We start from the raw sequence: 25,212 nt of genomic DNA on the forward strand, positions 1-25,212 counted from the left end.
AGAAATGATCTATGTTACTGCTGGCCATGAAAAAGGGATAGGACTTGAAGTTTTTTTAAAAGCTTGGAGTCTTCTATCATCAAGTCAGCAGTCTAAATTCCACCTCTTTGTCGGTGAAGAATTTAAAGACCAACTACCTACCGAATTAAATCGTACATTAGTCCAGATCCCCTATTCACATAATGCTCTTGAACAAGCTTGTGATCTTTGTGGACCTAGCGACATCCTCGTAACGATGCCCACAACAAAAGATGAATTATTTTTTGAAGGCAGGCCAGTGTCGGGACATACAGAGTATTTTCGCAAGAGATATAAAAATGAAAATCTTGTGATGTTCTTTAAGTCCTATGATGCCAATGTACTTTTAATTACTGATCACATTCCTCTTAAGGATGTCGCCGCGAAAATAAATCATGACCTTATTCACAACAAGGTTAAGATTTGTGTGGATAATTACAAAAAATATTTTGGACATTTAAATGATGTCATTATTTCTGGAATTAATCCACATGCCGGAGAAGGTGGTATCCTAGGTAGTGAAGAAAAAGAAATTATTAGAGCAATTAAAGCACTTAATATCGATGAAACAATTATTGGCCCTCTGCCAGCAGATGGTCTCTTTCTAAATGATAATTTTGCAAGTGATAAGCTCTTCGTCTATATGTATCACGACCAAGGTCTTGCACCATTTAAGACGATGTTTAAATCCAAGGGTGCAAATATCACCTTAGGTATGCCCTTTCTTCGCCTAAGTGTTGATCACGGTACGGCCTTTGATCTTTACGGAAAAGATTGTGCCAATTATATGGGCTGTTACTATGTTTTAAAGCTAGCTTTAAAGGTTATAAAAAATGAACAATGAAATTAAAGTCGTAAAAGCACGTGTTCACAATTTAAAAGACGTCACGATTGATATTCCAAAAAATCAATTGACCGTTATTACAGGTCCTTCCGGATCGGGAAAAAGTTCTCTTGCTTTTGATACAATATATGCTGAAGGCCAAAGGCGCTATATCGAATCTCTTTCTTCTTATGCGAGGCAATTTCTTGGACAACAGCAAGCACCAGATGTTGAGTCGATCACAGGTCTTTCACCGGCCATTGCAATTGACCAAAAGACAACAAGTAAGAACCCTAGGTCAACAGTAGGAACAATTACTGAAGTCTATGATTATATGAGAGTTCTCTTTGCAAGAGTAGGAGATCTCTACGATCCAAACAATGGTGAAAAAGTTATTAGCTACACACCAGGCCAGATTACACGTGACCTTATGGATCTACCTGAAAAAACAAAACTTCATATTACAGTTGAAATCACTGATGAAACTAAAAAAGCTCTTGAGCAACAAATGGCCAAGTACCTTTCAATGGGATTTTCCCGCTTTATCGTAAATGATGAAATTATGCTACTTGATAGTAGTGAAATAAAATCACTAAAAGCATCTGATGAAATCCTCGTCGTTATCGATCGAATTTTAGTAAAAGCAGATATCGAAAAGCGCTTAACAGACTCTGTTGAGCTTGGCCTAAAGCTTGGTAATGGAATTATTCACGTCATGATTGATGATGAATACCATACATATTCAGAGATCAATATGTCTCATGTAACAGGCGAAGCCTTTCCTGATCTTGAACCTAGGCTCTTCTCTTTCAACTCACCTGTTGGTGCATGTGGAAAATGTAATGGACTTGGCGAATCAAAAGAATTTGTTCTTAGCGAAATTATTTTCGATGACTCACTTCCAGTTCTTAAGGGCGCAATTCCACTTTTAACAAAGAAGAATAATTTCCTTCACAAGATGGTTGAGTGCATGCTTAAAGAAGAAGGTTTTGACTTAAAACTTCCTCTTTCTAAAATGCCAAAGAAGATATTTAAAATTCTAACTGAAGGAACAGAAAAGGTTTATACCTATAAATTCAAATCTGAAAACTCTGTCTTTGAATTTTCTAAGCCATTCCCAGGGTTAATTAACTGGCTGGACAAGAAGTATCAAGAATCATCTTCAGAGAGAGTACGTTCTGAACTTGAAAAGAGTATGCGAGTACAAAAGTGTTCAGAATGTAAGGGACGCCGTCTTAATACTATCGCCTTAAGCACTAAAGTAGGTGAAAAGAATATTATTGAACTTTGTGAAGTACCACTAAGTGAAACATACGAATATTTTAAAGACATAAAGCTAGAAGGTATTAAAGAAAAGATCGGTGCAAAACTATTAATTGAAATTACTTCACGTCTTAAATTCTTAAATGATGTAGGCCTTGATTATTTAACACTTAACCGTTCTGCCGGAACTTTAAGTGGTGGTGAATCGCAACGTATTCGTCTAGCAACGCAAATTGGTTCTGCTCTTTCAGGTGTTCTCTATGTTTTAGATGAGCCTAGTATCGGCCTTCACCAAAGAGACAATGTAAGACTAATTCATACATTAAAAGAATTACGTGATCTAGGTAACACAGTTCTTGTTGTTGAGCACGACGAAGATACGATGAAAGCAAGTGATTACATTATTGATATGGGACCAGGTGCAGGAGTTCACGGTGGAGAGATCGTTGCTCATGCAACAACTAAAGACTTCCTTAAGAAGAAATCTCTTACTGCTGATTACCTCAACCATAAAGTAAAAATCGAAGTACCTAATGAGCGACGCAAGCTTAATGAGTTTATCAAACTTAGAGGTGCTGAGCATAATAACTTAAAGAAAGTCGATGTAGACTTTCCTCTTGGAGGACTCGTTTGTATCAGTGGTGTTTCTGGTTCTGGTAAATCAACGCTTGTTCACGAAGTCTTAATCCCAGCGGTAAAAAGTAAACTAACACGAATTAATCGATCAATTTACGAAAAGGCCAATTATAAATCAATCACAGGGCTTGATAAGATCAAAACTGTTATTGAACTAGACCAATCACCAATTGGCCGAACTCCTCATTCAAACCCAGCAACTTATTCTGGCTTATTTGATGATGTAAGAAAGTTATTTGCTGCTACTAGTGAATCTCAGATTCGTGGCTATAAACCAGGTCGCTTCAGCTTCAACGTTAAGGGTGGACGCTGTGAGGAATGCGAAGGAAATGGAACTCAAAAAATTGAGATGCACTTTCTTCCAGATGTCTATGTAACGTGTAATGAGTGCAATGGCCGTCGTTATAATAATGAAACTCTATCTGTTCTCTATAAAGGAAAGTCAGTCGCAGATATTCTTGAGATGACAATTGAAGAGGGATATGAATTCTTCAAAAATCATCGAAGACTCGGAAAGATCCTAAAGACAATGAATGACGTTGGTCTTGGCTATATGACTCTAGGACAGCCGGCCACAACACTGTCTGGAGGAGAGGCCCAAAGACTTAAGCTTGCAAGAGAACTTGCTAAGTCAACAAAAGGACACACTCTCTACGTTCTTGATGAGCCTACAACAGGACTACATTTTGAAGATATTAAAGTTCTAATGAAAGCAATTAATGAACTTGTCGAAAGTGATAATTCGGTGCTTATCATTGAACATAATTTAGATGTACTTAAAGTTGCTGATCAAATAATTGATTTAGGACCTGAAGGTGGACACCGAGGTGGAACAATTGTTGGTACAGGAACACCAGAAGAGATAGCAAAAATCAAAACGTCTCATACAGGTAAATTTTTAAAGGAAATTTTAAAGTGATAAATGGTTTTGAAGAATTCTATAACTTAAAAGATAAGAATCTTATTAAAGAAGATTACTGTATCGCTGAAACTGAAAAAGTCGTTTGCAAAGCACTTGTTTCAAAACATGAAGTAGAAAAGATCATTGCAACTCAAGAGTTCTACGAAGCCAATAAAGTATTAATTGATAATAATTGCAATCATGTACTAATTAAAGAAAAGAAAGAGTTAGAAGAGATCACTGGCTTTAAGCTTCATCATGGAATACTGGCCAAGGTTAAAACTAATGCCCTAAAAAAAATTGATGAACTTGGAGATAAAATTCTTATCTTTAATGGCGTTACTTCACCAGAAAATGTTGGGACGATGACAAGAGCAGCAATGGCATTTGGTTTCGATAATATTATCTATGATGCAAAGAGTGCTTCTCCTTACCTAAGACGCTGTATTAGAGTTTCTATGGGGAATGCATTTGAAGCAAATATATGTAAGTCACTTAACCTTCTAGAAGATATTTCTTTACTTCAGAAACTTGGTTATGCAGTTTGTGCTACGGCCAATGAAGAAGGTGCCATATCAATTACGGACTTCAAGTATCCACAGAAAGTGGCCTTAATTATTGGAAATGAGGGCAATGGTATGGATCGTGAAGTTATTGACACTTGTGATAAAAAGCTTTTTATACCTATTACAAATTATGTTGCACACTTAAATGCTGCAAGTGCAGCTTCAATTTTTCTTTATCACTCGATCTTTTAATTAGACTTTTTTTATTTTTATTAACCTGACATTAATCATGTTAGTCTATAACTTAGGCCTATAAGCTCATCACCACACACCGATAGAGTTTGTATCTTTTTCGTTTTTTCCAATAAAAAAGGCCACTATGTCAGTGGCCTTTCTTTTAAGAATATTTTTAAATGATTTTAATCAATAGATTTTAAAAGTGTTGCCATCTCAATTGCAGACATAGCAGCTTCCCAACCTTTGTTTCCAGCTTTTGTACCAGCTCTTTCAATAGCTTGCTCAATAGTATCAACTGTAAGAACACCAAATGTTACAGGAACACCTGTTTCAAGTGATACTTTTGAAATTCCTTTAGCAACTTCATTTGAAACAAAGTCAAAGTGTGGAGTCGATCCACGAATAACTGCACCTAAAGTAATAACAGCATCATACTTTTTTGAAGCTGCAAGTCTTTGAGCAATTAATGGAATTTCGAAAGCACCTGGTACCCACGCAATATCCATTTCATCAACGTTTCCATCGTGTCTTTTAATGCAATCAACTGCACCACCTAATAGTTTGCTTGTAATTAGTTCGTTAAAACGTCCTGCTACAACAGCAAATTTCTTTCCAGATGCATTTAAGTTACCTTCTAGATTTCTAGGCATGTGTTTCTCCTAAATTATCAGCACTTTCACCAAGTGCTTCTTTTCTATATTTAATTAAGTCTTTAATCGTAACAAATTTCAAACCGTGCTCTTGAGCAACTTTAGAAAGTTCAGGAGCTTTTGCCATTGTTCCATCTGCACTCATAATTTCACAGATAACACCTGCCGGATAACAGCCAGCAATGCGGGCCATATCAACAGCAGCTTCAGTGTGACCGTCTCTTTCTAACACTCCACCACTTTTAGCAATTAATGGAAAGATATGACCTGGTCTCATAAAACTGTCGGCCGTTGAATTCTTATCAGCTAGTAACGAAATTGTTAGCGCACGATCTTGGCATGAAATACCAGTACCACCATTTGCAGCATCAATAGAAACAGTGAATGCTGTGTGATGAACTGAATCGTTTTCTTTCACCATAAGTGGAAGATCTAATTCAACAGCACGCTCTTTCGTAATTGGTGCACAAATTAAGCCGCGACCAATTGTTGCCATAAAGTTGATTGCTTCAGGTGTAATACGGTCCGCTGCCATAACGAAGTCACCTTCATTTTCGCGGTCTTCATCATCTATTACAATGACCATCTTCCCAAGACGAATATCTTCAATGGCCTCTTCAATTTTATCAAATTTAATCATTTAGAAATGACTCCAAATTTTGTGTGCTTGCTCCATTACTACGTCTAGCACCGTTAAAAAGCAAGTTTTCTATATATTTTCCCAAGATATCCACTTCAATATTCACAAAACTCTGAACACTGCGATTTCTTAAAACCGTGTTTTCCCAAGTATGTGGAATGATTGATAGTTGAAATGATGAATCGGCCTTAAAGACATCGGCCACAGTTAGTGAAATCCCATCAATTGTTATTGATCCTTCTTTCACAATATATTTCATTTGCTTTGAATTTACTTTAATCGTTACAAGATAGTTATTACCTCGACTTTGAATTTGAATAATTTGGCCAACATCATTGACGTGACCTTGAACGATATGACCACCTAGTCGATCACTTGCACGAAGTGCCAACTCTAAGTTTACCTCTTCACCAGACCTAAGACTTCCAAGAGTCGTCTTATCCAAACTCGTATGTACTGTTTGTACAACAAAAGTAGAGTCCGTAACCTTCACGGCCGTCTGACAAGCGCCATTAATTGCAACTGAATCATCAATTGCAATTTCAGGGAGTAGCTCTTTAGAGCTTACTTCAATAAGTTTCCCCTCAGCATTTGAGCGAACACTTACAACTTTTCCAATTTCTTTTACTAGTCCAGTAAACACTATGACCTCGTATCAATCTCAAACATTGCTTGAGATCCTATATTTTTAACTTCTACATTTTTGAAATTTAAAGCATCGGCCATTGAGTCCAGTTGCTCATCATAATAACCAATACCATTTCCTAAAATCTTAGGTGCAACGAAGATTGTCATTTTATCCGCTAACTTCTTCTTTAAAATAGTCGAAGCAAGCATTCCTCCACCTTCTACTAGAATTGATTGAACGCCGATGGCCTTTAGTTGTGCCATGGCATCTTCGATAACAATTTCATTACTATCACACTTAGCAAATACAATTCGTATTTGTTTTTCAGTAAAGAACTTCACAACATCATCAGGTGCAGATTGATAGTCTGCTCCCGTAGTAACAATTATCGTTTTCTTCGTGTGCTGATCATTGAATACTTTTGAAAGTGGGTCCATCTTAGAAATAGAGCCCATTACAATTCGATATGGAATTTTCCCATTATCATCAAGGCCAAAACGAATATTTAAGCTTGGATCATCGTTGTTAAGAGTCTTACGACCAACCATGACACCGTCATATCTTTTTCTAAAAGCGTGAACCATCTTGCGGGCACTTTCATCTGTGATCCATTTCGAATCACCTGTCATTGTAGATAGCTTTCCATCAAGAGTTTGAGCAAGTTTTAAATGAACAAATGGTAACTTACTTTGCATAGATTTAAAGAAAACACGATTAAGCTCTTTTGATTCTTCTTCAAGCACGCCAACCTTGCACTCAATTCCTGCAGCTTCTAAAATCTTAATTCCATTTCCAGCAACCTGTGGATTTGGATCAAGGCAGGCGACAACAACACGTGCAAAACCATGTTTTAATAATTCATGTGCACATGGAGGTGTTCTTTTATTTGTGTGACAACATGGCTCAAGCGTTACATAAATAGTTGCGCCTTTAAGTTCGGCCTTTTGATCTACGGCCACGTCAGAGATTGCCTCAGGTTCTGCATGTGGAAGCCCGGCCTTTTTATGCCAACCTTTTCCAAGTACAATCCCATCTTTTACAATCACAGCACCAACCATCGGATTGGGAGAAGTTGTTCCCTCACCCAATTTCGCTAAATTAAGCGCCATTTGCATATAAGCAATATCTCTAGAAGCCTGATTTTCCATGCCTTTTCATAACATATCTGGCCATAACTCGCACTCATTTATTAGGTACGTCGATACTTTTGACAATACTGGGCCCATAGAACCGAACCAATTAGATTATATATAATATTAATAACTTAGAAACCGTTCTACTTCTTTACACCCTATAAATAAATTTCACTAAGAAGCAATAATTCTCAATTATTAGCTAAATTAGTTTCATGAACAAGTTAATCGCACCACTTATTTTAATCTTAGCTTTCTCGATGGCCTCGTGCTCAAAGGATAGCCAGAAGATCCTAAACTCCAATATACCAAATACGACTCAGTTGGAACCAACAGATAGTAATTCGGACAAAGTCATTCTTAATGCCAAGGTTGGAAATTTCTGCGAAGGCCATGAGTGCCCAGACGGGATTATTGCAGTTAAAACAAACGACAAATCAGTAACTTGTGCCGGTATAGTCGAGTCAGCAACAGAAGTTCTGATCTCACAAAACTGCGCCGAAGCAAGCAACACATTTCATATCCAAACAACGGCCGGAGAAATAATCAAGGTCACATCAGTTGAAGAAGTGCTATCGAACGAATTTAACGACAAAGTTCTTAAACTTACTACTTCCAAAGAATTGGAAACTCTAGCAACAATCTCAATTCCAGACCCTGATAATAATTCGGTTGAGCTATTAAGCTTTGATAAATTTGGAGTCCTTACAAAACAATCATGTGAACTTACATACGCCTCACTTGCTTACGCTAACTCATTCGATAACGAATCCCAACTTCTTAACATCAAAAATTGTGATGGTGTTAAAGATGGCGCACTCATTTCTCAAGACGGAAATGTGATTGGTTTTCTAACTAAGAAGCATGAAGAGATTGCGTTGTATGAGGGGGTTTCGCTGAATGGAACCATTACGACTGAATCAATAACTTCAAAAATAGATTCATTAAGTTTAAATTATGATAATAATGATGCACTTGTATTAGGCTTATATGCATCTGTAATTCCACTTATGGAAGGTGAATATAGTAATCAGGAGATTATCTTTAATGAGAAGAACTTCACATTTGAAGTGAATACTTTATGTCTAAATAAAGAATTAGAAGAAGCTTATGAAGATGAAAAGATAAAAATAGTTTTTAATAATGATATATATGAATTTAATGAAAGATCGAAAATTAAAGTTCTAAAAAACATAGCCTATATACCAATGAAGTATAGCCTAGTAGCGGACTTCAACCAATCACTAGGTGAGTTTAATAAGAGCCATAAGCATATTATATACAGCGGTAGTATAAACGAATTAGCACAAGCAAATAACTATTCTAACATTAACAAAACTGAAAATATTTTTTATATTATTACACCTGTAAATGACGATCGTTATAAGACTAAAAACATCGATTTTTGCAAATAAAAAAGGGGCTCAAGGCCCCTAGATTAATAATTAAAATCTTCTATTTTATAATTTTTAAATTTTACCTTAGTTAATATTCTTCTTTTCAATATATTCGCAGACATGTTCTTTCTAGCTCTTTTAACATTAAAAGAAACATCTTCAACTTCAATTTGCTTATTTTTATAACTATCGATTAGTTCAATATTTTCAACACTAAGTACTCTAGATTTAGTTTTAAGTAACCATCTGTCAGAAAGTGAATCGAACTTAAAGTCACCCGAATTAAGAGATTTTAAATCATCACCTGATCTTTCTTCAACTTCAATAATAGGTAAAGTTCTCCAATCATCAGTTAAATCTCCTGTTCCTCTCCATACACCACCAAGGTCTCCTGTACCAGCAAATATAATATTTGAAAGTAACATTATTAAATATAATTTTTTACACATAATATATCCTTATAGTTTTTTTAGTAATGATGAATAAGCAACTAGGTCTGTTCCAAAATTATCTGGATTCATCATTATTTTTTTCATTTTATAATCATATTCTTCAGTCAATTCTCTTAACTCAGGCAGAACTTTTTCTAAGTTTAAAGATTCAACCCATAAAGACCTAGAGCACTTTTTATTTCTTTGTGTCAAACTAAACTCTTCAGCCAACTCTTTATAAATTAACTCATTAACCTTATTTGCAGAATAACCACTCATTCTTAAGTCACTATCAGAGAGAAAGAATCTTCCATTCTTATTTATAAAAACTCCATCTGCCGCAAGCTTCATAAAAGTTTTATGACCTTCACGACCATAATCTTGAAGTACTTCATTCTCTACTAAACCTGCTGCTGAACTCGCTTTTAACATCATCTTATAAGTAAGTTGCTCTTGAAAATACTTTTCAATATCTTTATCGTGAGCTTCAAGTTTAGTTACATCCTGAAAATACCCATACAAACTCTCATGCACCTCAGGGAAGTATTCCCTCACAAATTCCGCAGTCTCTTTTTTTGAGCACAGGCCATTTAGGACTGTGACACAAATGTCGAGACCAGGGTTTTTAACATCACCCATTTCAAGGCGATGAAATGTTGAAGGCGGAAGCCCAAGCCTTCTAGCAATTTGATTGCTACTTAAGCGGGAATGCTCTTTTTTGTACTTTCTGATCTTGTCCCGCAAAACTTCGTTTACCGAAGGTCTTTCTAGAAAAACCTTATCCATTTTGCTCTCCTCTCTCTAAATTATCCCAAAGTTGTTTAGTAGTTCTTCATACACCATAATCCAATAGAATTTATGAACACTGTAAAAACTATTAATAAAAATTATTGTTAAGCATTTGATGAGACATAAATAAAATTTCATAAGTGAAATTTCTCGAATTTTTCATAAATGAAATGAATTATTTCAAAATGGAATGTGGTACATCGATACTTTTCGATAAATCAGTAAGTTAGCTTGAAATCCAGCATGTAAACTTTATCACCAATTCAAATTTCAATAACTTAACTATATTCCAAACATCAAACTGAACCGAATGATTCATAATTTATCTGAAAACACGGATTTTAGGTCCTTAATGCCATCTAACACTCGAGAATATCGAAAAGTATCGACGTACCTCTTACCCTTAATTATATTTTCGATAATTTAGAGATGACCTCTAGATAATTGTCTTTATTAACAACATAGGTTTTTGATTCAGGATATAGCCTGGAGAAAGCCTCAAGACCTTTCAAGCTACGAGATTTTTTGTATTTTGCTTCAATTGCATGAATCGTCTTTCCTTCTTGATAAATAAAGTCTACTTCTGCATTTCTTTCTCGCCAATAATAGACCTCACCAGGCAGCTTTAAAAGTTCTTGTAAAACAGATATTTCAAATGCATGGCCATAATATTCATCATCACAATCTAGATCCAATGCAGAGGAAAATAGTGAGGGGGCCAATGGAAATAGCTTAGGTGAAGATGACTTTTTTTTAAGTGCCTTATTCGAAAACTTTTGTAGTGATTTAATAAGAAAAGCTTTCTCAAAAAGTTGAATATAATTTTTAACAAGATCAGTATTACCTTTATCTTGGAGCTGACCTAGTAGCTTTGTATAACTAATCTCTTGAGCGGCATAGCTGCAAATTAAATCAAATGACTGTCTAAAAAGTGCAGGTGATTTTACATGTGTAAATGAAAGAATATCTTTACTTACAACTGCATCGACAATTGAATTTTTTATATAATGGAGCCAATCTCTTTTCGAGCCCAGTAAAACATAAGATCCAGGATAACCTCCGTATTTAAGGTAATCAGAAAAACTAATATCAATGAGCTTTAAAGTTTCAGGATAGCTCCAGTGATTAAAATGATGAAGATAAAATCTGCCTGCCAAGCTCTCAGACAATCCACGGTGAAGATCTAAAGAGCTAGAACCAAGAACAACAACCCTCATCGTCCCTTTTTCCCGATACTCCCATAATTCCTTCAAAGCTTCTGCCCAATTTTCAACTTTTTGAATTTCATCAATAATTAAAAGCTCAACGCCAGCATTAATAGCATTATTATAATTAACTTTTAACCATTCTGGAGAGCGAGAGATCTCACCATCAGCTGTAGTATAGAATGAATTATATGAAACATTTTCTGCAATTTGTTTCACAGACGTCGTTTTACCAACTTGCCTAGGCCCAATAATGACGTGGATTAGATCATTAAGCACTTCAAGCTTATCGATCACTTCTTGATTTATATCACGAACTATTATCTTCATAACGAAAGATTAACACAAAATACTAGACCATACTAGTAAAAACAATAGAGCCTTCTAGCATAATGTAAAACCTAGTAAAAACAGTAAGATAGAAAGATAAAAAAGCGTCAAATTATATAACACCCTCTAAATAAAATTCACTAAGCAACAACTTGATCAAATATTTCGCTAAATTAGCTTCATGAACAAGTTAATCGCACCACTTATTTTAATCTTAGCTTTCTCGATGGCCTCGTGCTCAAAGGATGCACAAAAGGTCTTAAGCTCCAACACACCAAACACAAATCAGTTGGAACCAACAGATAGTAATTCGGACAAAGTCATTCTTAATGCCAAGGTTGGAAATTTCTGCGAAGGCCATGAGTGCCCAGACGGGATTATTGCAGTTAAAACAAACGACAAATCAGTAACTTGTGCCGGTATAGTCGAGTCAGCAACAGAAGTTCTGATCTCACAAAACTGCGCCGAAGCAAGCAACACATTTCATATCCAAACAACGGCCGGAGAAATAATCAAGGTCACATCAGTTGAAGAAGTGCTATCGAACGAATTTAACGACAAAGTTCTTAAACTTACTACTGCCAAAGAATTGGAAACTCTAGCAACAATCTCAATTCCAGACCCTGATAATAATTCAGTTGAGCTATTAAGCTTTGATAAATTTGGAGTCCTTACAAAACAATCATGTGAACTTACATACGCCTCACTTGCTTACGCTAACTCATTCGATAACGAATCCCAACTTCTTAACATCAAAAATTGTGATGGTGTTAAAGATGGCGCACTCATTTCTCAAGACGGAAATGTGATTGGTTTTCTAACTAAGAAGCATGAAGAGATTGCGTTGTATGAGGGTGTTAGTCTTGAGGGTGAAAAAGTTGAAATTGATATAATATCTAAGATTGATAATATAACTATAAATCTTGATTCTTCAGACGCTTTCGCTATTGGAATGTTTGCTATGGAATATCCGCTAATGGAACTTGAAGACTCATTACTTGAAATTAACTTTATTAAACCAAATAGATTCGTAACTAAAACGAAATGTTTTACAAAAGCACCTCAAAGTACAAGTATTGATTCTAACTATTACATCAATTTTGATAATAATATTTTTGAAATAAATGAAAAGACAACTTTATCTTCTATTAGTCATAGAGCCTATATCGTACGCTCAGATATTTTCATTTTTAATAATGCTGGTTTTAAAGATTATGATTACTACCTCTACGATGGTGATATTGAAGATATTAAGTTGGACTTTTCAAAAACTGAAATCGATGGTCCTATTCTTAGAAGCTTTAATGACAACAAAACGAGACAAGAAAGAATCAAATATCTATATAACCCTAAAACTTTTAACAAATATGACTTAGAATTCTGTAAATAAAAAAGGAGAGGTAAAACCTCTCCTACTTTCAATATTTAAAATCATCAAACTTATAATCCTTAAACTTAACTTTCATTTTCAATCTTTTTTCTAAAAGCTTTGCTGGAACTTTGTTTTTATACTTATTTTTAAAATCATTAGAAACGTTTAGCACTTCTGTTTGCTTATCTGTGTACATATCAACCATTTCAATACTGTCTACACTAAGTACTCTTGTCTTAGTCTTCAATATCCATCTATTTAAATAAGAATCATAACTATAATCTCCAATATTCCATTTATCTTTATCAAAGTCATAGATTTCTTTTATTCTTTCAATTGGTAAGGTATTTGAATTTCCACCTGTTTCTCCTACTAAGCTTAAATTCAATGCATTAACATTAATAAATTGAAATACAGCTATAAAACTTAAAATTATCTTTTTCATATTATTTTCCTATTTAACATGTCTTATTAAATTATTTATTAAAACGACGTCATTACCTTTATACTCTTCTTTGTTCATTATTCTTCGAATCTGATATATATACTCATCCGTTAACTGTGTGAATTCTGAACTAACCTTCTTCAAGTCAACAGAAGCATACCAAGTATTTCTAAGAGTACTAACAGGGGAACCTAGTTCATTTATTTCATTACACATATCTGTGTGAACAAAAGTTAATAACTTATTCAACGTAAAATCTGATAATAGTCCGCTATCCTTTGAAGCATAAAAATTGCCATTTTTATTTGTAAGAATCCCTTTTGCAGCAAGCTTCATAAACTTTGCATGCCCTTTACGTCCATATTCTTGCAAAACATAATTCTCAGATAAGCCTGCCTTTGTTGTCGCAAGAATCATCATTCTATATGTTGAATTATCATGAAAATATCTTTCTTCAGACTCATCAAAAGCTTCAAGTGTTTGTGACTCCTGAAAATGCCCATACAAACTCTCATGCACCTCAGGGAAGTATTCCCTCACAAATTCCGCAGTCTCTTTTTTTGAGCACAGGCCATTTAGGACTGTGACACAAATGTCGAGACCAGGGTTTTTAACATCACCCATTTCAAGGCGATGAAATGTTGAAGGCGGAAGCCCAAGCCTTCTAGCAATTTGATTGCTACTTAAGCGGGAATGCTCTTTTTTGTACTTTCTGATCTTGTCCCGCAAAACTTCGTTTACCGAAGGTCTTTCTAGAAAAACCTTATCCATTTTGCTCTCCTCTCTCTAAATTATCCCAAAGTTGTTTAGTAGTTCTTCATACACCATAATCCAATAGAATTTATGAACACTGTAAAAACTATTAATAAAACTTATTGTTAAGTATTTGATGAGACATAAATAAAATTTCATAAGTGAAATTTCTCGAATTTTTCATAAATGAAATGAATTATTTCAATGTGGAATAAGTAAGCTCTAAATCTTTGTAAATACGATTAACTCACTATAAAATAAATACAAAGAGTTTAATAAACTACTGAAATCACGAAAAGGACCCGCGTACCTTATGCTTGTATTGGCCTCAATTTTCTTCATTAACTATTATATTTTGGCCATGAAAAAGGGCCAGAGGTTCGAGATTTCTCTACCAATTATTTTAATCAACACATTCTTTATCGCTGGCTACTATGTCGCAAACAGTTTAACTGGTGCAGGAGTAAATGAAGTTGTTAAGTTTCAACTACTAACAAGTTGGGAAGGAACAGGCTACGGCGAGTTTATTCCGCAATTAATATTGGCCCTCCTCTATATCCTTATAACAATAGCACTCTTACTTATTGCAAGTAAGAAGGCGACAGCTAAGAATAATTATTTTGTAACAATAGTTGGTCTTATCGCTATTTTAATCAATCCAGCAACAAGTGATTTCTATGAGTGGTTTAGGCCCTATACTCATTTCGATGAAATAGATTCAATTAATATTTCTAAATTAAAAAATAATTCAAAAGTCGTGATAACTGAGAAACCAAGGAGTTTCATCTATATTTATGCGGAAAGTTTTGAGAGAACATTTTTTAATGAAGATATCTTTCCTGGCTTAATAACAGAGCTTAAAAAGAATGATTCAACTTATATCGATTTTAAAAATGTAGAACAAGTCTACGGTACAGGTTCAACAATGATGGGAATGGTTGCCTCACAATGTGGTGTCTTTTCCGTTCCTTCAATTACTGGCAAATTCATGGGAGGAATTAGCTGTCTTGGAAATAAATTACAAGAGGCTGGCTATGATCTTCAGTATATACAAGGTGGTGCACTAGATTTTGCTGGAACAAGACAATTCTACAAGAATCATGGATTTAAAAGTCTTACTGGTATTAACTTTTTTAGACATAAATACAAAGAAGATAGATACTTTAGCCAGTGGGGTGTTTATGACGAGTATCTACTAGAGGAAAGCTATCAAAGATATCTAAAACTTAAAAGTCAAAATAAACCATTTGGTCTATTCTTAGTTACGCTTGATACCCATTATCCAAAAGGACACAAGTCACCTCTTTGTGATTTAAAATATAAAGATGGTAAGAACCCATACTTAAACTCAATCAAATGTTCAGATAGAAATATTGCCAATTTCATCAGACAAATACTCGAAGAAGATAATGGTGAAACACTAATCATATTAGCTTCTGACCACTTGGCCCTTAAAACAACTGCGAGTCATCTACTTAAAAGTATTCCACGAAGAAATTTATTACGTTTCTATAATATAGAAAAACAAGATATGAATAATCTCAAGCCTGCTTCTACACTTGATATAGGAACAACCCTTTTACATGCACTTGGAATCGATGATCGTTTAGGTATGGGAGTGAATCTTTTTTCAAATGAAAAAACACTTCTTGAGCGCTACGAAAGAAAGACAAATAATTTTCTAAGAAGCCTTACTCCTAAAATTGAGGAAGCATCACTCACTAGCAGAAAGTAATTTTCTCTTTGTAGAGTTTAAATTCAAAAAGCGATTTTCACTGAAAATAATATAATCCATTTTATCCCAAAGCCTTGCGGTAATTTCAGGTTTATCAGAAATAGGGTTCTCTTCTTTTGGATCTATCATCAAGTTAAAAAGTAACTTTCTATCAGATTTCTTCTGCCATACTAATTTATAAGGCCATTCAACAGCAGCAAGTGTAACACCATTATATGGTTGAACGAGTAAGGCAGTCGATCCCTGCTCACTAAGCATTGATACTCCGGCCGTTTCAATTTTTTCAGAAATTCCCATCAAGTCTAAAACTGTAGGAAGGATATCAACTTGTGAAAATGTTTTTTCTTTAATTACTTGAGGAGCAATTTCGCCTTTCCAAATAGCTAAAAATGGAATTTTAAAGAACTCTTGAAAGTAAGATGTTTGTGCATCATAGAATCCATGTTCACCATTAGGATAACTATGATCGGCCGTAATTATGATTAGCGAGTTATCATATAATCCATTTGCTTTTAATTCTTCAATCAATGTCCCTAGATACTTATCTGAAACATTTAAAGAATTAAGGAATGCCTCTTCTTTCGATCTTTGCTCAGGGAAAAGTTCACGTTGTTCTTTTGGAACATTACCAAATTTCATATGATGAGATACCGTATGAATTGTAGCAAAAATCGGTTTGTCATTTTTTGAAGTAATATTCTTAATATTTTTTACAAATTGCTTATAAGAAATATCATCCTGAACTCCCCAACCCCAAACATTATGCGTTCTTTCATATTCAGTCATTTGTGACATATCCGTTTTAAGGATATGATCAAAACCAATATCCACCATGAAGTTATGAGTATTATCAAAACTTAAGTCTTGAAAACATTTGTGAAAGTACGATTGATAGCCAATTTCAGAGAATACTTTCGGTAAGCATTTTATCAAAGTATTATCAAGTTGATATGAAGCTTTTCCTCTAATTAGAGGTACTTGAGAACAATATGTTGCAAATTGTCCTTTAACTGTTTGAACTGAGTTTCCATAGAAGTCTTCAATTGAAAGACCTTCTTTTAACAATGAATTAAAAACAGGGGTAATCTCTTTTCCGCTCTTTGTTTTCTTATTAACATAAAGGCCATTAAAGGATTCCATCGAAACTAAAATAATATTAGGTTTTCTAACTTGTTCAAAGTGAGATGAAATCTCTCTTTCTACCTTATAAGTATGTTTTGCTTCTAGTGGCCTAAATGATTCCACGACAGACTTCACTGAATATGAAATTTCTCCAAATGGATATGGTAGAGCAAAAATCAACACAAGATATGAAGTAAGTAGCCCTAGTCCTTTTACAGGGTTTATTTGATTTTTAAGATTAAAAATCTTGAATTTAAATTGTGCAAAAAGAAGTAATGGAACTAGTGCTAAAGTTTCGTAAAAGTCTTTAAGCTTCATTGTGTTTAGAATTACATCTCCGCTGGCAGCGTTAAATGTTTCTCTAAAATTAGAAATGAAAACCACTAAATCAAAGCTAGTCTTTACTCGAAAATGATACTTACCAGCAATATAGTATAAACAAATGAGAAAAATACTTAGAACTACACGAAGAAATATAGGCTTCACAAGCTTATTTATTGCTTCACTGTAGAGGTAAATCAAAACAAAACCAACAGCTATAACTAAATAATCTGCTGTATGCAGCGAGTTATATAGACGCCACTTTAAAATTAGCCATGTATTGAAATAAAAATATAGAAACCAAAGTGCTTTTGTAGTGAAGAACATAGTTAACTATCTTAACACTTTCTTAACATAGAAAAAAGAGTGCAATTAAATCAAAAGCTTAACGTTTCTCATTGTAAATAGTTGAAATACTTCTCTACAACAAGAAGAGAAATTAATAACTCTCTGCGTTCATCTTTAAACTGCTCTACCCAATCATGTGCATTCTTGATTATGGCCTTAGCCTCATCAGGATTCTCAATATAATACTGGAGTTTTTCAGGTAGATCTGAATAATCATCCTTAACTTCAACATAGTGTTTGCCCGCAACAAGCCTTCCTTCCATGAACCAAGTCTCATATTTTGGTTTAGAAAGAATACAAAGAGAGTTTGATGACATTGCCCACTTAAGATTTGTGGCAACATCATTACCTTCTAAGCAAATAATGAATTTGTATTTAAGTTGATCCTCAATCGAAAGAAACTCTCTCTCCCAAGGGTTCCCTTCAATAGGAGAAACTTGTCCAATATTACAAAGAGGATGGTTATAGAATTTTTCCACGACCTGCTTTCTTTGAGGAACTAGAGCAGCACCTCTCCATACGGCCATGTCTTTCTTTTCCTCAAATGAAAAAGAGTCATCTATAAAATTAAAATGTCTGACCTTATTAAGTTTTAAAACAACTGAGTTCTCATTATTTGATACAGGTCTACTTTTAATGAAAGTTGGAAGTTCTGGAACATAAGTCACATCTCCAGCTTCATAACGAAACCTAAACTCTTGGGGGAAATGTCTTATAATATCTAGAATATCGAAGAAGTAAGTGGTTCCTTCATACTTTTTGAAGTTTTTAATCTTTAATGTACGAGGAATATTTTTTTCTTTTTTTAATTCGTTTTCAGATTCAGGAAGCGTAAATGAGCTCGTTAATTTATTATAATAATTTACGCGATCTTCAATATAAGTGTCTTTTGAACTTTCGTATGCCTTAAGTATATTACTGGCCTTGTTTCTGTACCAACATTTAGGCACTAAAAACTTTAAAGCATTCTTTAGATAATATACTTGCTTCATATGATCTCTATAACATTCCGAAGATTTTTCTAAGCCTTAAATTAATGACGTTAAAGAAGGCTTCAAAAATAATTCCACCACCCATTTTTGATTGTCCGTCACGACGCTCATAAAAGATTATTGGAACTTCTTTAACCGATAGGCCCTTGGCCCACACTTTATAATTAAGCTCTAGTTGAAAGATATAACCATTAGAAATAATTCCATCTAGGTTTAAAGCTTGAAGTGCTTTTCTAGAAAAACATTTGAATCCACCAGTTGTATCCTGAACAGGAATTCCTGTCATAAAACGCGTATAAATTGAAGCGCAGTAAGATAGAAGTAATCTTCTAAATGGCCAATTGATAATTCTGATCCCATCAATGTAGCGAGAGCCGATAACAAGGTCATTTTCTTGAGCTACCGCTAATAAATCTTTTACAGAATCTGGATCGTGAGAAAAGTCACAGTCCATTTCAAAGACAAAATCAAATTCTCTTTCTAAGGCCCATTTAAATCCAGTGATATAGGCCGTCCCTAAACCAAGCTTTCCTTTTCTTTCGATGATGTGAAGATTTGAATTTGTTTCCATTTTCTTTTTCACAACATCTGCCGTTCCATCAGGAGATCCATCCTCAATAATTAAGAGAGATACTTCTGGGTATTTCTCAAAAATTGTATCGATCATGCGTTCGATATTCATGATCTCATTGTATGTTGGAATGATAATTAACGACTTGTTCCAAGGAAGTTGATTCACTGATTTCTCCATAATTTCTTAGGGATTCAAGATATCGTCTATTGCACCAATTTTCCAGAGTTTTTAGGGTGAAACACAATCTCCATCTTAAGCCCACAAGCCTTCGCGTACTTATTCAAAGTAGATAGTTTCAGATCAAGGCGATTCTCAATTTTAGATACATCTGGCTGGTCAATTCCAATAAGATCCGTTTGCTTCAAGCCAAGTGATTTTCTTAAGGCCTTTAGGTCAATGTCATAGTAGTCGTTTTGCTTGATTGCCGTCTTGGCATATTCAAAAAACTCGAGGTCTAAGTTGTCATAACTCATTAAGTTTCTCCCTGTTTCATCCGTAAAACAGATATTGATTTATTTAAATTATAACATGAATCGATTTTTGTGCGACTATTACTTCAAGTGCATATAACTTCAAATTATTCACAAAATATTCACTTGTGTGCATAAGTCTGAATTTCACACTTAAGATATGCAGTTAAAGGCATAAAAGACATGCGCTTTATTGAATATTTTTTCAATTTTGAATATTCGTATTTCATTTTCGAAAATTTTATCCCTTTTTACAAAATCTCTTTATAAAGCCACAAAGCTTAACAAGGAGACCACTATGAAAAAGCTAATCATCATTCTTCCACTACTACTCTCATTCGTATCTTGCGCAACGCAACCAAAATCAAACTCACAAAAAAACAATGCAAAAGTAACATCTTATGATTCTATGACTGTAAAAAAGCACTTAGTAAAAGGTGTGACTACTCAGGCAGAAGTATTAAAAACATTTGGTGGGCCGACTAACTCCACTATGAGTGCTGACAATACAGAAGTCTGGGCCTATTCATCATCAAAACTTTCTATCCAAAATGAAAGCAGTGGAGGTGGAGCTCTCCTTGGACTAATTCCAGGACCTCTAGGAATTATCGGTGGAGCATTTTCTGAATCGGAAAGTACTGACTTTTCAGGAACATCAAAGTCTCTCATTATCAGTTTTAAAGATAATATTGTTACAGATTACGAATTAACTCAGAATATGTAATTGATTGAAATAATGCTCTCAGAAAAGAGGGCATTATTTTTATAGATTATGTTTAAGCCAAAGCTCACGAAGCTTGGCATATTTTAGAAAAGCATAAAGCCCGTTGATATAACAAACCATAAAGCCACGAGCACCATCTAAAAATCCGGCCCTAAGAATATAATCTCTTATAAAAACAAGGACAGGGCGCGTTATCACTTGAAACATTGTCGACTTCTTACCCATGTCAAAATAGGCTTTCGCAGCAATAGTTGAAAATTTATCCTGCTGAGCAATATGCTCTTCAATTGAAAAGTAAGTATAGTGCAGAAGATCTCCATCAAGAAATTTAGTCCTGGAATTTGGAGACACCTCAATAATATCATGTGGGTTTACCCCTCCCCACTTGGCCTTATCTTTATGAAAAATTCTAAGCTTACGATCTGGGTACCAACCGCAGTGATAGATCCAGCGATCGATATACCAGTTACGACGATTAAAATTATAGCCATCATAGTCACCAAGATTGTCTTTGATCGCCAAGATAGAATCACGTAGCTTGTTTGATATGGCCTCATCAGCATCAAGAGACAGGATATAATCGTGACTAGCATGAGAGATGGCGAAGTTTTTTTGCTGAATATGACCTTCAAAAGCATTCTTGATAAACCGAACACCTTCAAATGATTCACAAATCTCTTGTGTGCGGTCAGTCGAAAATGAATCGACTACGACAATTTCATCAACGAGGCCATCAAGCGACTGTAAGCATCGCTCGATATTTCTTTCTTCGTTTAGTGTGATCACTATTACTGAAATCATCATTATATAAATTTAACACGTAGTTTTTAATATTAAAATTTCTTTAATTCTATGCCATACTCTAGCCCTATGAATTTAAAAGATTTTATTACTAATCCGATCGAGTTCGAATATTTTGAGGGTTTGCTTTCTCAGTTAAATGAAAAAGCTGAACACTTAACAATTGCGACCCCTGAAAATGACACAGGAGTCTATCCTACAGCAATTGCTCCAAGAAAACTCCTTCGTGATGAACTTCCTTTTCATTCATACGAAGACATCAAACAACGCTACTCTACAAAAGAAGTCGTTGACTGTACCCTTTGGCTAAGAAAAATGCATGGCGGCCTTGGCTCAAGCCTTGATCGTAGCAACTACTTAAAAAAGTATGGCCGCTCAACACCTGGTTCAAAATCAACAGACCTCTATATAGAAACTGAAGAATTCGGTGCTATCTCACTAGCTGAAGCGCAAATTATTCAAGCCTCAAAAAAAACAAGCTCATTTAAAAAAGTGGTCCTACAGGACCTAGTTAATAATGATGTGAAGCCAAACCTTGATGAGATGTGGAAAAAGCGTGAACATCTTTTAAACGAAAATTTTTCTCGCTTAGCTTCAGTTGTTCAACAAAAACTTCCAACAATTAAGAATGGCAAGCTTACAACTGAACGCCTTGCTCCGGCTGGACATGGTATCTTTGGTTACGAAGTCTTTAAAGGTCCAAGGCCTGAAGGTGATAACTTAGTAGCCTGTATCGGAAACGGGGAAGATCTTAGCTCAACGCCAGATCGTGCTATTGTTAACTGGATGCTCACAGAGAATATTCCGGTTGTCATGGTTACGACGACGAAAACAGAAAGAGATATGAAAGGTGGTCAGATTGCTCTTAAAGTTGAAGGCGATAAGACATATCTAACAATTGTGGAAAAAGCTCAAGCTGAACAAGCTAGGCAGTTAGAGTATTTTGAAAAGCTTGGACTACGCGAAGAAGACGATGATGCTTTTTTTAATACGAATTTAGTACTCGTTAATTTTAATGCAGTTAAAGATTATAAAATAGCACTTCCTGATTTAATCAAAAATCAAAAAGGTGAATATGTACAGCTAGAGGGGGCAATGGGGTCGGTATTACTTAATTCTGATCGTATTGCAAGAGATCAAGAAAAGAATCTAGTTCATATTCTTAATGTGAATAAAGAAAATAGAGCGAAGTTTTTTAATCCGATTAAGAAAATGGATGATTTTGATTACATCTTAGAAAATCAGAGCTTTAATGAAACAATCTTTCATTTCAAATCTTTAAGTTTATGAGAAGCCTACAAAAATATTTTACATCAGAAAATATTACACTTTTTCTATTTTCTCTTTTATTTTACTACTTAGGCTATATCTATTTCTTCGACTTTAATCAAGGCACTTCCTTAGCACCAAAACATATAAAAGCTATTAAAGATTTAATTTTAATTTCTATTTTAATACTTAATATAAAATTAATTTTAAAATCATTTACAAATTTATTTTCAATTTCAATTATAGTGCCAACACTGACTAACTTAGCTATCACACTAAATTTAAATATTCTACTACAACAAAGAAACCTTATATATTCAATCATTCTAGGAAATATTTTAAATTCTTTTGATAGTAAAAAAGTATATAACTTCATATTTATCAATTTCAGGCTATCTATCCTTCTAGGGTTAGCTTTATTCCCTTTCTCACCTTGGGAATCACAAGATATGATCGGAGCACTTGGCTCACCTGCAAACTTCTATTTTATTCTTATTTTCTATATAACACTCAAGTTGAATAATAGTTTAGAAATCAAATCTAAGAGTTTAAATTATCTCGATTTAATCATTTTAAATGTTGCAATAATAAGCTGTGGGTCATTAGCAGCCATAGTAATTTATCTGGTCGTTATCCATCTATTCATAATTAAACTACAACTAACAAATAACAACTTTACCAAGAATCTAAATACCTACCTCAAATTAATAGTAATAATTACATCTATTATTTATTTAATTCATATTTCATTTGAAAATTTATTTAATATGTACTTAATAAAAATACTGCTAAGTAAAATCCCTTACTTAAGTGAGTTTATAGATCTTAAATACACTTCTTCACTTAGCCTTATAAACAGATCTGCACAACTTAGCTCAGTAAATACAATTAACTTTAAACTGATTAATATTTCTGACAAATATATTTATTCAGACTTTCAGTATTTAGAGATATTAGTAAACCAAGGAATTATACCATTCATTATATTTTACGGAGTTCTCTTAAGAGAATTAATTATCAGTATTAAAAATCTTGTTTTCAAAGATACAGCATTATTAGCAGTTATTTTACTAACAATGATATTCACGCCTATTATGAGATACATTCCTAGTGGAGCAATAATATGTTATTACATACTTGGTCTCACTAAAAAATCACAAAAACTATAAATCACCTCTTTTCATAAGCGACCTAATCCAATCAATAGGTTTATAAAAGAACCTACGATTTACTTTAACAAAATCATCACTAATGGCATTAGATTTTCGATTATAACTAAAGTCACCTTTAAGAATAGCATTAACAAACTCTTCTTCATCTTTTGTAGAATCACTATAATTTTCATCATTAGAAGCAATGTCATTATTCTCTAAGAAATACTTCAACTTTGACATAATACTTTCATCAAATTTATAGATATATTCAGTTGTAGTGATAGCCTTAACACTTTCATTAAACTGTGCATATCTAAAACCATGAGTATAGATAAAACGTGCAGCCTTAACTAGTGTTTCACCATGATTATATTTAGTTATACAACTCAAATCTAGTCTTTGGATTTCTTCTTCTGTAAAAACATTTTTACTTATGCCAGCACTATAATAAAAGCAAGGCGAAACTAGTATCGCAGGAGTCCCAAGAAATGCAGCTTCAAACACAGAAGAACTACCGTTGAGAAGAACTACATCTGCTTGTTTAATCAATCCTAGGGTATCAGCTGAATCATGAGATTCTATATAATTAATTCCAACCTCTTTTGACCATTTTTTAAAATCATCATTAATATGCATACCTTCCGCAGAACCAATTCTTTCTGACCAATTAGGATGACCACGTAAAATAACATTATGTCTTTCAATACCTAATTTATCGATACACTTTAAAAATACATCTTTATAGCTATCATTATGAGGATTCTTCCAATCAGGATGTCCTAAAACTTCATTTTTACTTGAAGGTAAAATTAAACACTTTAAACCAGATACGGATGTATTCCAATCATATTCAGATCTATTTCTATTATAGTTTCTCCATTCATTATTATCTTCATTACTAAATCGTGGTAGGAATGCACTTTTTACTTTTTCAAGTTGAAATTTTGTTAATGGCTTATCTTTGTATTGCTCATGAATAAATGTAATATCTTTCAAGTTTAAACAATTTCCTCTAAAGTTTAGCTGTATACCATCACCAAACCAAGTACGTTCAACTGTATTCACAGGTATATTCAAATCATTACAAGCCTCAAGAGAAGCACGTAAGATATCCATTCTACCATTAAAAACCATTACATATTCAATACTATTTTTCTTAATCCATTCTTTTGTTTGTTCATAAACAGTTGCTACTGAAAGAAGTAACTCATCATATATTTTATTAGACTTCTCCATAAAGATTTCTTCAAATCCTTCTTCAACTCTAAATGCCGTATAACTAGAAGATCTTGGCCAATCAAACATCTTATCTTCAATCGATGCTCTTTTATCAATATCAACATATGATATATTTGAATCATCATATGATTTAAAGCCACCTAATTTACATTGAAAACATGCTAGACGATCTGACTTTTGAGAAATTATCTTATAATAGCACTTCGATTCTCCACCAGCACAAGATAAATAATGAATATCATGCCCAAGTTTAGTTAAACATTTTGAAATGAAATACATATGTTCCACATGTGGACGCATTGGAAA

The 25,212-nt window shown here is 34.0% G+C and carries 24 protein-coding genes; 9 read left to right on the plus strand and 15 right to left on the minus strand.

Going from position 1 to position 25,212, the window contains the following annotated elements; all coding sequences use genetic code 11:
* The first annotated feature begins 4 nt into the window (after window positions 1-4).
* From M902_RS15975 to M902_RS09680, 3 genes are read left to right on the plus strand one after another with little or no spacing between them, the layout of a single operon-like run.
* A complete protein-coding gene (locus M902_RS15975) occupies window positions 5-862 on the plus strand; it encodes a PdxA family protein (RefSeq protein WP_021267554.1) in 858 nt (285 codons plus the stop codon).
* Window positions 852-3,659 carry an excinuclease ABC subunit UvrA gene (uvrA, locus tag M902_RS09675; RefSeq protein WP_021267634.1) on the plus strand — a complete coding sequence of 936 codons (2,808 nt, stop codon included), beginning with the start codon at window positions 852-854 and terminating at the stop codon, window positions 3,657-3,659. Before M902_RS15975 ends, uvrA begins: the two co-directional genes overlap by 11 nt.
* Entirely contained in the window at window positions 3,656-4,399 is a 744-nt protein-coding gene (locus M902_RS09680; protein WP_021267428.1) for an RNA methyltransferase, read from the plus strand. The genes uvrA and M902_RS09680 overlap by 4 nt, the downstream gene beginning before the upstream one ends.
* 167 nt (window positions 4,400-4,566) lie before the next feature.
* On the opposite strand, the gene ribE is transcribed toward M902_RS09680, so the two are convergent.
* From ribE to ribD, 4 genes are read right to left on the minus strand one after another with little or no spacing between them, the layout of a single operon-like run.
* On the minus strand, window positions 4,567-5,034 hold the full coding sequence (ribE, locus tag M902_RS09685) for a 6,7-dimethyl-8-ribityllumazine synthase (protein WP_021267478.1): 468 nt from the start codon (window positions 5,032-5,034) through the stop codon (window positions 4,567-4,569).
* A complete protein-coding gene (ribB, locus tag M902_RS09690) occupies window positions 5,027-5,674 on the minus strand; it encodes a 3,4-dihydroxy-2-butanone-4-phosphate synthase (protein WP_021267644.1) in 648 nt (215 codons plus the stop codon). The genes ribE and ribB overlap by 8 nt, the downstream gene beginning before the upstream one ends.
* On the minus strand, window positions 5,667-6,317 hold the full coding sequence (locus M902_RS09695) for a riboflavin synthase (protein ID WP_021267526.1): 651 nt from the start codon (window positions 6,315-6,317) through the stop codon (window positions 5,667-5,669). Before M902_RS09695 ends, ribB begins: the two co-directional genes overlap by 8 nt.
* Window positions 6,317-7,450, minus strand: a complete 1,134-nt coding sequence (ribD, locus tag M902_RS09700; protein ID WP_021267417.1) for a bifunctional diaminohydroxyphosphoribosylaminopyrimidine deaminase/5-amino-6-(5-phosphoribosylamino)uracil reductase RibD — start codon at window positions 7,448-7,450, stop codon at window positions 6,317-6,319. The genes M902_RS09695 and ribD overlap by 1 nt, the downstream gene beginning before the upstream one ends.
* A 200-nt stretch (window positions 7,451-7,650) precedes the next feature.
* On the opposite strand from ribD, the gene M902_RS09705 reads away from it, so the two are divergent.
* Window positions 7,651-8,850 carry a hypothetical protein gene (locus M902_RS09705; protein WP_021267676.1) on the plus strand — a complete coding sequence of 400 codons (1,200 nt, stop codon included), beginning with the start codon at window positions 7,651-7,653 and terminating at the stop codon, window positions 8,848-8,850.
* 23 nt (window positions 8,851-8,873) lie between these two features.
* Here M902_RS09705 and M902_RS09710 read toward each other — a convergent pair whose 3' ends face one another.
* From M902_RS09710 to M902_RS09720, 3 genes are all read right to left on the minus strand, one after another.
* Window positions 8,874-9,281 carry a hypothetical protein gene (locus M902_RS09710; RefSeq protein ID WP_021267745.1) on the minus strand — a complete coding sequence of 136 codons (408 nt, stop codon included), beginning with the start codon at window positions 9,279-9,281 and terminating at the stop codon, window positions 8,874-8,876.
* 9 nt (window positions 9,282-9,290) lie between these two features.
* Window positions 9,291-10,049, minus strand: coding sequence for a helix-turn-helix domain-containing protein (locus M902_RS09715; protein ID WP_021267686.1), 759 nt, complete (start codon window positions 10,047-10,049; stop codon window positions 9,291-9,293).
* A gap of 410 nt (window positions 10,050-10,459) precedes the next feature.
* A complete protein-coding gene (locus M902_RS09720) occupies window positions 10,460-11,587 on the minus strand; it encodes an ATP-binding protein (RefSeq protein ID WP_021267623.1) in 1,128 nt (375 codons plus the stop codon).
* Window positions 11,588-11,768: 181 nt separating this feature from the next.
* On the opposite strand from M902_RS09720, the gene M902_RS09725 reads away from it, so the two are divergent.
* Window positions 11,769-12,977 carry a hypothetical protein gene (locus M902_RS09725; protein ID WP_021267561.1) on the plus strand — a complete coding sequence of 403 codons (1,209 nt, stop codon included), beginning with the start codon at window positions 11,769-11,771 and terminating at the stop codon, window positions 12,975-12,977.
* A gap of 28 nt (window positions 12,978-13,005) precedes the next feature.
* Here the strand turns inward: M902_RS09725 and M902_RS09730 are convergent, their stop codons facing one another.
* A complete protein-coding gene (locus M902_RS09730) occupies window positions 13,006-13,404 on the minus strand; it encodes a hypothetical protein (protein WP_021267452.1) in 399 nt (132 codons plus the stop codon).
* Window positions 13,405-13,413: 9 nt separating this feature from the next.
* Window positions 13,414-14,175: a helix-turn-helix domain-containing protein gene (locus M902_RS09735; RefSeq protein ID WP_021267490.1), complete on the minus strand. Its 762-nt coding sequence runs from the start codon at window positions 14,173-14,175 to the stop codon at window positions 13,414-13,416.
* Window positions 14,176-14,518: 343 nt separating this feature from the next.
* On the opposite strand from M902_RS09735, the gene M902_RS09740 reads away from it, so the two are divergent.
* Window positions 14,519-15,892, plus strand: coding sequence for a sulfatase-like hydrolase/transferase (locus tag M902_RS09740; RefSeq protein ID WP_198011891.1), 1,374 nt, complete (start codon window positions 14,519-14,521; stop codon window positions 15,890-15,892).
* On the opposite strand, the gene M902_RS09745 is transcribed toward M902_RS09740, so the two are convergent.
* From M902_RS09745 to M902_RS09760, 4 genes are all read right to left on the minus strand, one after another.
* Window positions 15,872-17,662 carry an LTA synthase family protein gene (locus tag M902_RS09745; protein WP_040314560.1) on the minus strand — a complete coding sequence of 597 codons (1,791 nt, stop codon included), beginning with the start codon at window positions 17,660-17,662 and terminating at the stop codon, window positions 15,872-15,874. The genes M902_RS09740 and M902_RS09745 overlap by 21 nt on opposite strands.
* Before the next feature lie 68 nt (window positions 17,663-17,730).
* On the minus strand, window positions 17,731-18,675 hold the full coding sequence (locus M902_RS09750; protein WP_021267705.1) for a glycosyl transferase family 90: 945 nt from the start codon (window positions 18,673-18,675) through the stop codon (window positions 17,731-17,733).
* Between the two features lie 7 nt (window positions 18,676-18,682).
* Entirely contained in the window at window positions 18,683-19,414 is a 732-nt protein-coding gene (locus M902_RS09755) for a polyprenol monophosphomannose synthase (RefSeq protein ID WP_021267402.1), read from the minus strand.
* A gap of 38 nt (window positions 19,415-19,452) precedes the next feature.
* Window positions 19,453-19,722, minus strand: a complete 270-nt coding sequence (locus M902_RS09760; protein WP_021267660.1) for a helix-turn-helix domain-containing protein — start codon at window positions 19,720-19,722, stop codon at window positions 19,453-19,455.
* A 295-nt stretch (window positions 19,723-20,017) separates the two neighbouring features.
* Here M902_RS09760 and M902_RS09765 point away from each other — a divergent pair, with 295 nt between their 5' ends.
* Window positions 20,018-20,443 carry a hypothetical protein gene (locus M902_RS09765; protein ID WP_021267477.1) on the plus strand — a complete coding sequence of 142 codons (426 nt, stop codon included), beginning with the start codon at window positions 20,018-20,020 and terminating at the stop codon, window positions 20,441-20,443.
* 39 nt (window positions 20,444-20,482) lie between these two features.
* Here the strand turns inward: M902_RS09765 and M902_RS09770 are convergent, their stop codons facing one another.
* A complete protein-coding gene (locus tag M902_RS09770) occupies window positions 20,483-21,247 on the minus strand; it encodes a glycosyltransferase family 2 protein (RefSeq protein WP_021267404.1) in 765 nt (254 codons plus the stop codon).
* Between the two features lie 66 nt (window positions 21,248-21,313).
* On the opposite strand from M902_RS09770, the gene M902_RS09775 reads away from it, so the two are divergent.
* Both M902_RS09775 and M902_RS09780 read left to right on the plus strand, forming a co-directional pair.
* Window positions 21,314-22,534 (plus strand): UTP--glucose-1-phosphate uridylyltransferase, encoded by a 1,221-nt coding sequence (locus tag M902_RS09775; protein ID WP_021267535.1) that lies wholly within the window; start codon window positions 21,314-21,316, stop codon window positions 22,532-22,534.
* Complete coding sequence (locus M902_RS09780; RefSeq protein ID WP_021267587.1) at window positions 22,531-23,682, plus strand: hypothetical protein; 1,152 nt, start codon at window positions 22,531-22,533, stop codon at window positions 23,680-23,682. The genes M902_RS09775 and M902_RS09780 overlap by 4 nt, the downstream gene beginning before the upstream one ends.
* Here M902_RS09780 and M902_RS09785 read toward each other — a convergent pair.
* Window positions 23,677-25,206, minus strand: a complete 1,530-nt coding sequence (locus M902_RS09785; RefSeq protein WP_156979802.1) for a hypothetical protein — start codon at window positions 25,204-25,206, stop codon at window positions 23,677-23,679. The genes M902_RS09780 and M902_RS09785 overlap by 6 nt on opposite strands.
* Window positions 25,207-25,212 lie beyond the last annotated feature (6 nt).

This window comes from Bacteriovorax sp. BAL6_X, assembly GCF_000443995.1.
Taxonomy (GTDB): Bacteria; Bdellovibrionota; Bacteriovoracia; order Bacteriovoracales; family Bacteriovoracaceae; genus Halobacteriovorax_A.

What these genes read in the sequence shown, in the direction of transcription:
- M902_RS09715 (WP_021267686.1), bottom strand. Translation starts at nt 10,049, where the DNA reads ATGGATAAGGTTTTTCTAGAAAGACCTTCGGTAAACGAAGTTTTGCGG.
- ribE (WP_021267478.1), bottom strand. Translation starts at nt 5,034, where the DNA reads ATGCCTAGAAATCTAGAAGGTAACTTAAATGCATCTGGAAAGAAATTT.
- ribD (WP_021267417.1), bottom strand. Translation starts at nt 7,450, where the DNA reads ATGGAAAATCAGGCTTCTAGAGATATTGCTTATATGCAAATGGCGCTT.
- M902_RS09760 (WP_021267660.1), bottom strand. Translation starts at nt 19,722, where the DNA reads ATGAGTTATGACAACTTAGACCTCGAGTTTTTTGAATATGCCAAGACG.
- M902_RS09725 (WP_021267561.1), top strand. Translation starts at nt 11,769, where the DNA reads ATGAACAAGTTAATCGCACCACTTATTTTAATCTTAGCTTTCTCGATG.
- M902_RS09740 (WP_198011891.1), top strand. Translation starts at nt 14,519, where the DNA reads ATGAAAAAGGGCCAGAGGTTCGAGATTTCTCTACCAATTATTTTAATC.
- M902_RS09735 (WP_021267490.1), bottom strand. Translation starts at nt 14,175, where the DNA reads ATGGATAAGGTTTTTCTAGAAAGACCTTCGGTAAACGAAGTTTTGCGG.
- uvrA (WP_021267634.1), top strand. Translation starts at nt 852, where the DNA reads ATGAACAATGAAATTAAAGTCGTAAAAGCACGTGTTCACAATTTAAAA.
- M902_RS09765 (WP_021267477.1), top strand. Translation starts at nt 20,018, where the DNA reads ATGAAAAAGCTAATCATCATTCTTCCACTACTACTCTCATTCGTATCT.
- M902_RS09775 (WP_021267535.1), top strand. Translation starts at nt 21,314, where the DNA reads ATGAATTTAAAAGATTTTATTACTAATCCGATCGAGTTCGAATATTTT.
- M902_RS09780 (WP_021267587.1), top strand. Translation starts at nt 22,531, where the DNA reads ATGAGAAGCCTACAAAAATATTTTACATCAGAAAATATTACACTTTTT.
- M902_RS15975 (WP_021267554.1), top strand. Translation starts at nt 5, where the DNA reads ATGATCTATGTTACTGCTGGCCATGAAAAAGGGATAGGACTTGAAGTT.
- M902_RS09730 (WP_021267452.1), bottom strand. Translation starts at nt 13,404, where the DNA reads ATGAAAAAGATAATTTTAAGTTTTATAGCTGTATTTCAATTTATTAAT.
- ribB (WP_021267644.1), bottom strand. Translation starts at nt 5,674, where the DNA reads ATGATTAAATTTGATAAAATTGAAGAGGCCATTGAAGATATTCGTCTT.
- M902_RS09770 (WP_021267404.1), bottom strand. Translation starts at nt 21,247, where the DNA reads ATGATGATTTCAGTAATAGTGATCACACTAAACGAAGAAAGAAATATC.
- M902_RS09720 (WP_021267623.1), bottom strand. Translation starts at nt 11,587, where the DNA reads ATGAAGATAATAGTTCGTGATATAAATCAAGAAGTGATCGATAAGCTT.
- M902_RS09745 (WP_040314560.1), bottom strand. Translation starts at nt 17,662, where the DNA reads ATGTTCTTCACTACAAAAGCACTTTGGTTTCTATATTTTTATTTCAAT.
- M902_RS09785 (WP_156979802.1), bottom strand. Translation starts at nt 25,206, where the DNA reads ATGCGTCCACATGTGGAACATATGTATTTCATTTCAAAATGTTTAACT.
- M902_RS09705 (WP_021267676.1), top strand. Translation starts at nt 7,651, where the DNA reads ATGAACAAGTTAATCGCACCACTTATTTTAATCTTAGCTTTCTCGATG.
- M902_RS09750 (WP_021267705.1), bottom strand. Translation starts at nt 18,675, where the DNA reads ATGAAGCAAGTATATTATCTAAAGAATGCTTTAAAGTTTTTAGTGCCT.
- M902_RS09710 (WP_021267745.1), bottom strand. Translation starts at nt 9,281, where the DNA reads ATGTGTAAAAAATTATATTTAATAATGTTACTTTCAAATATTATATTT.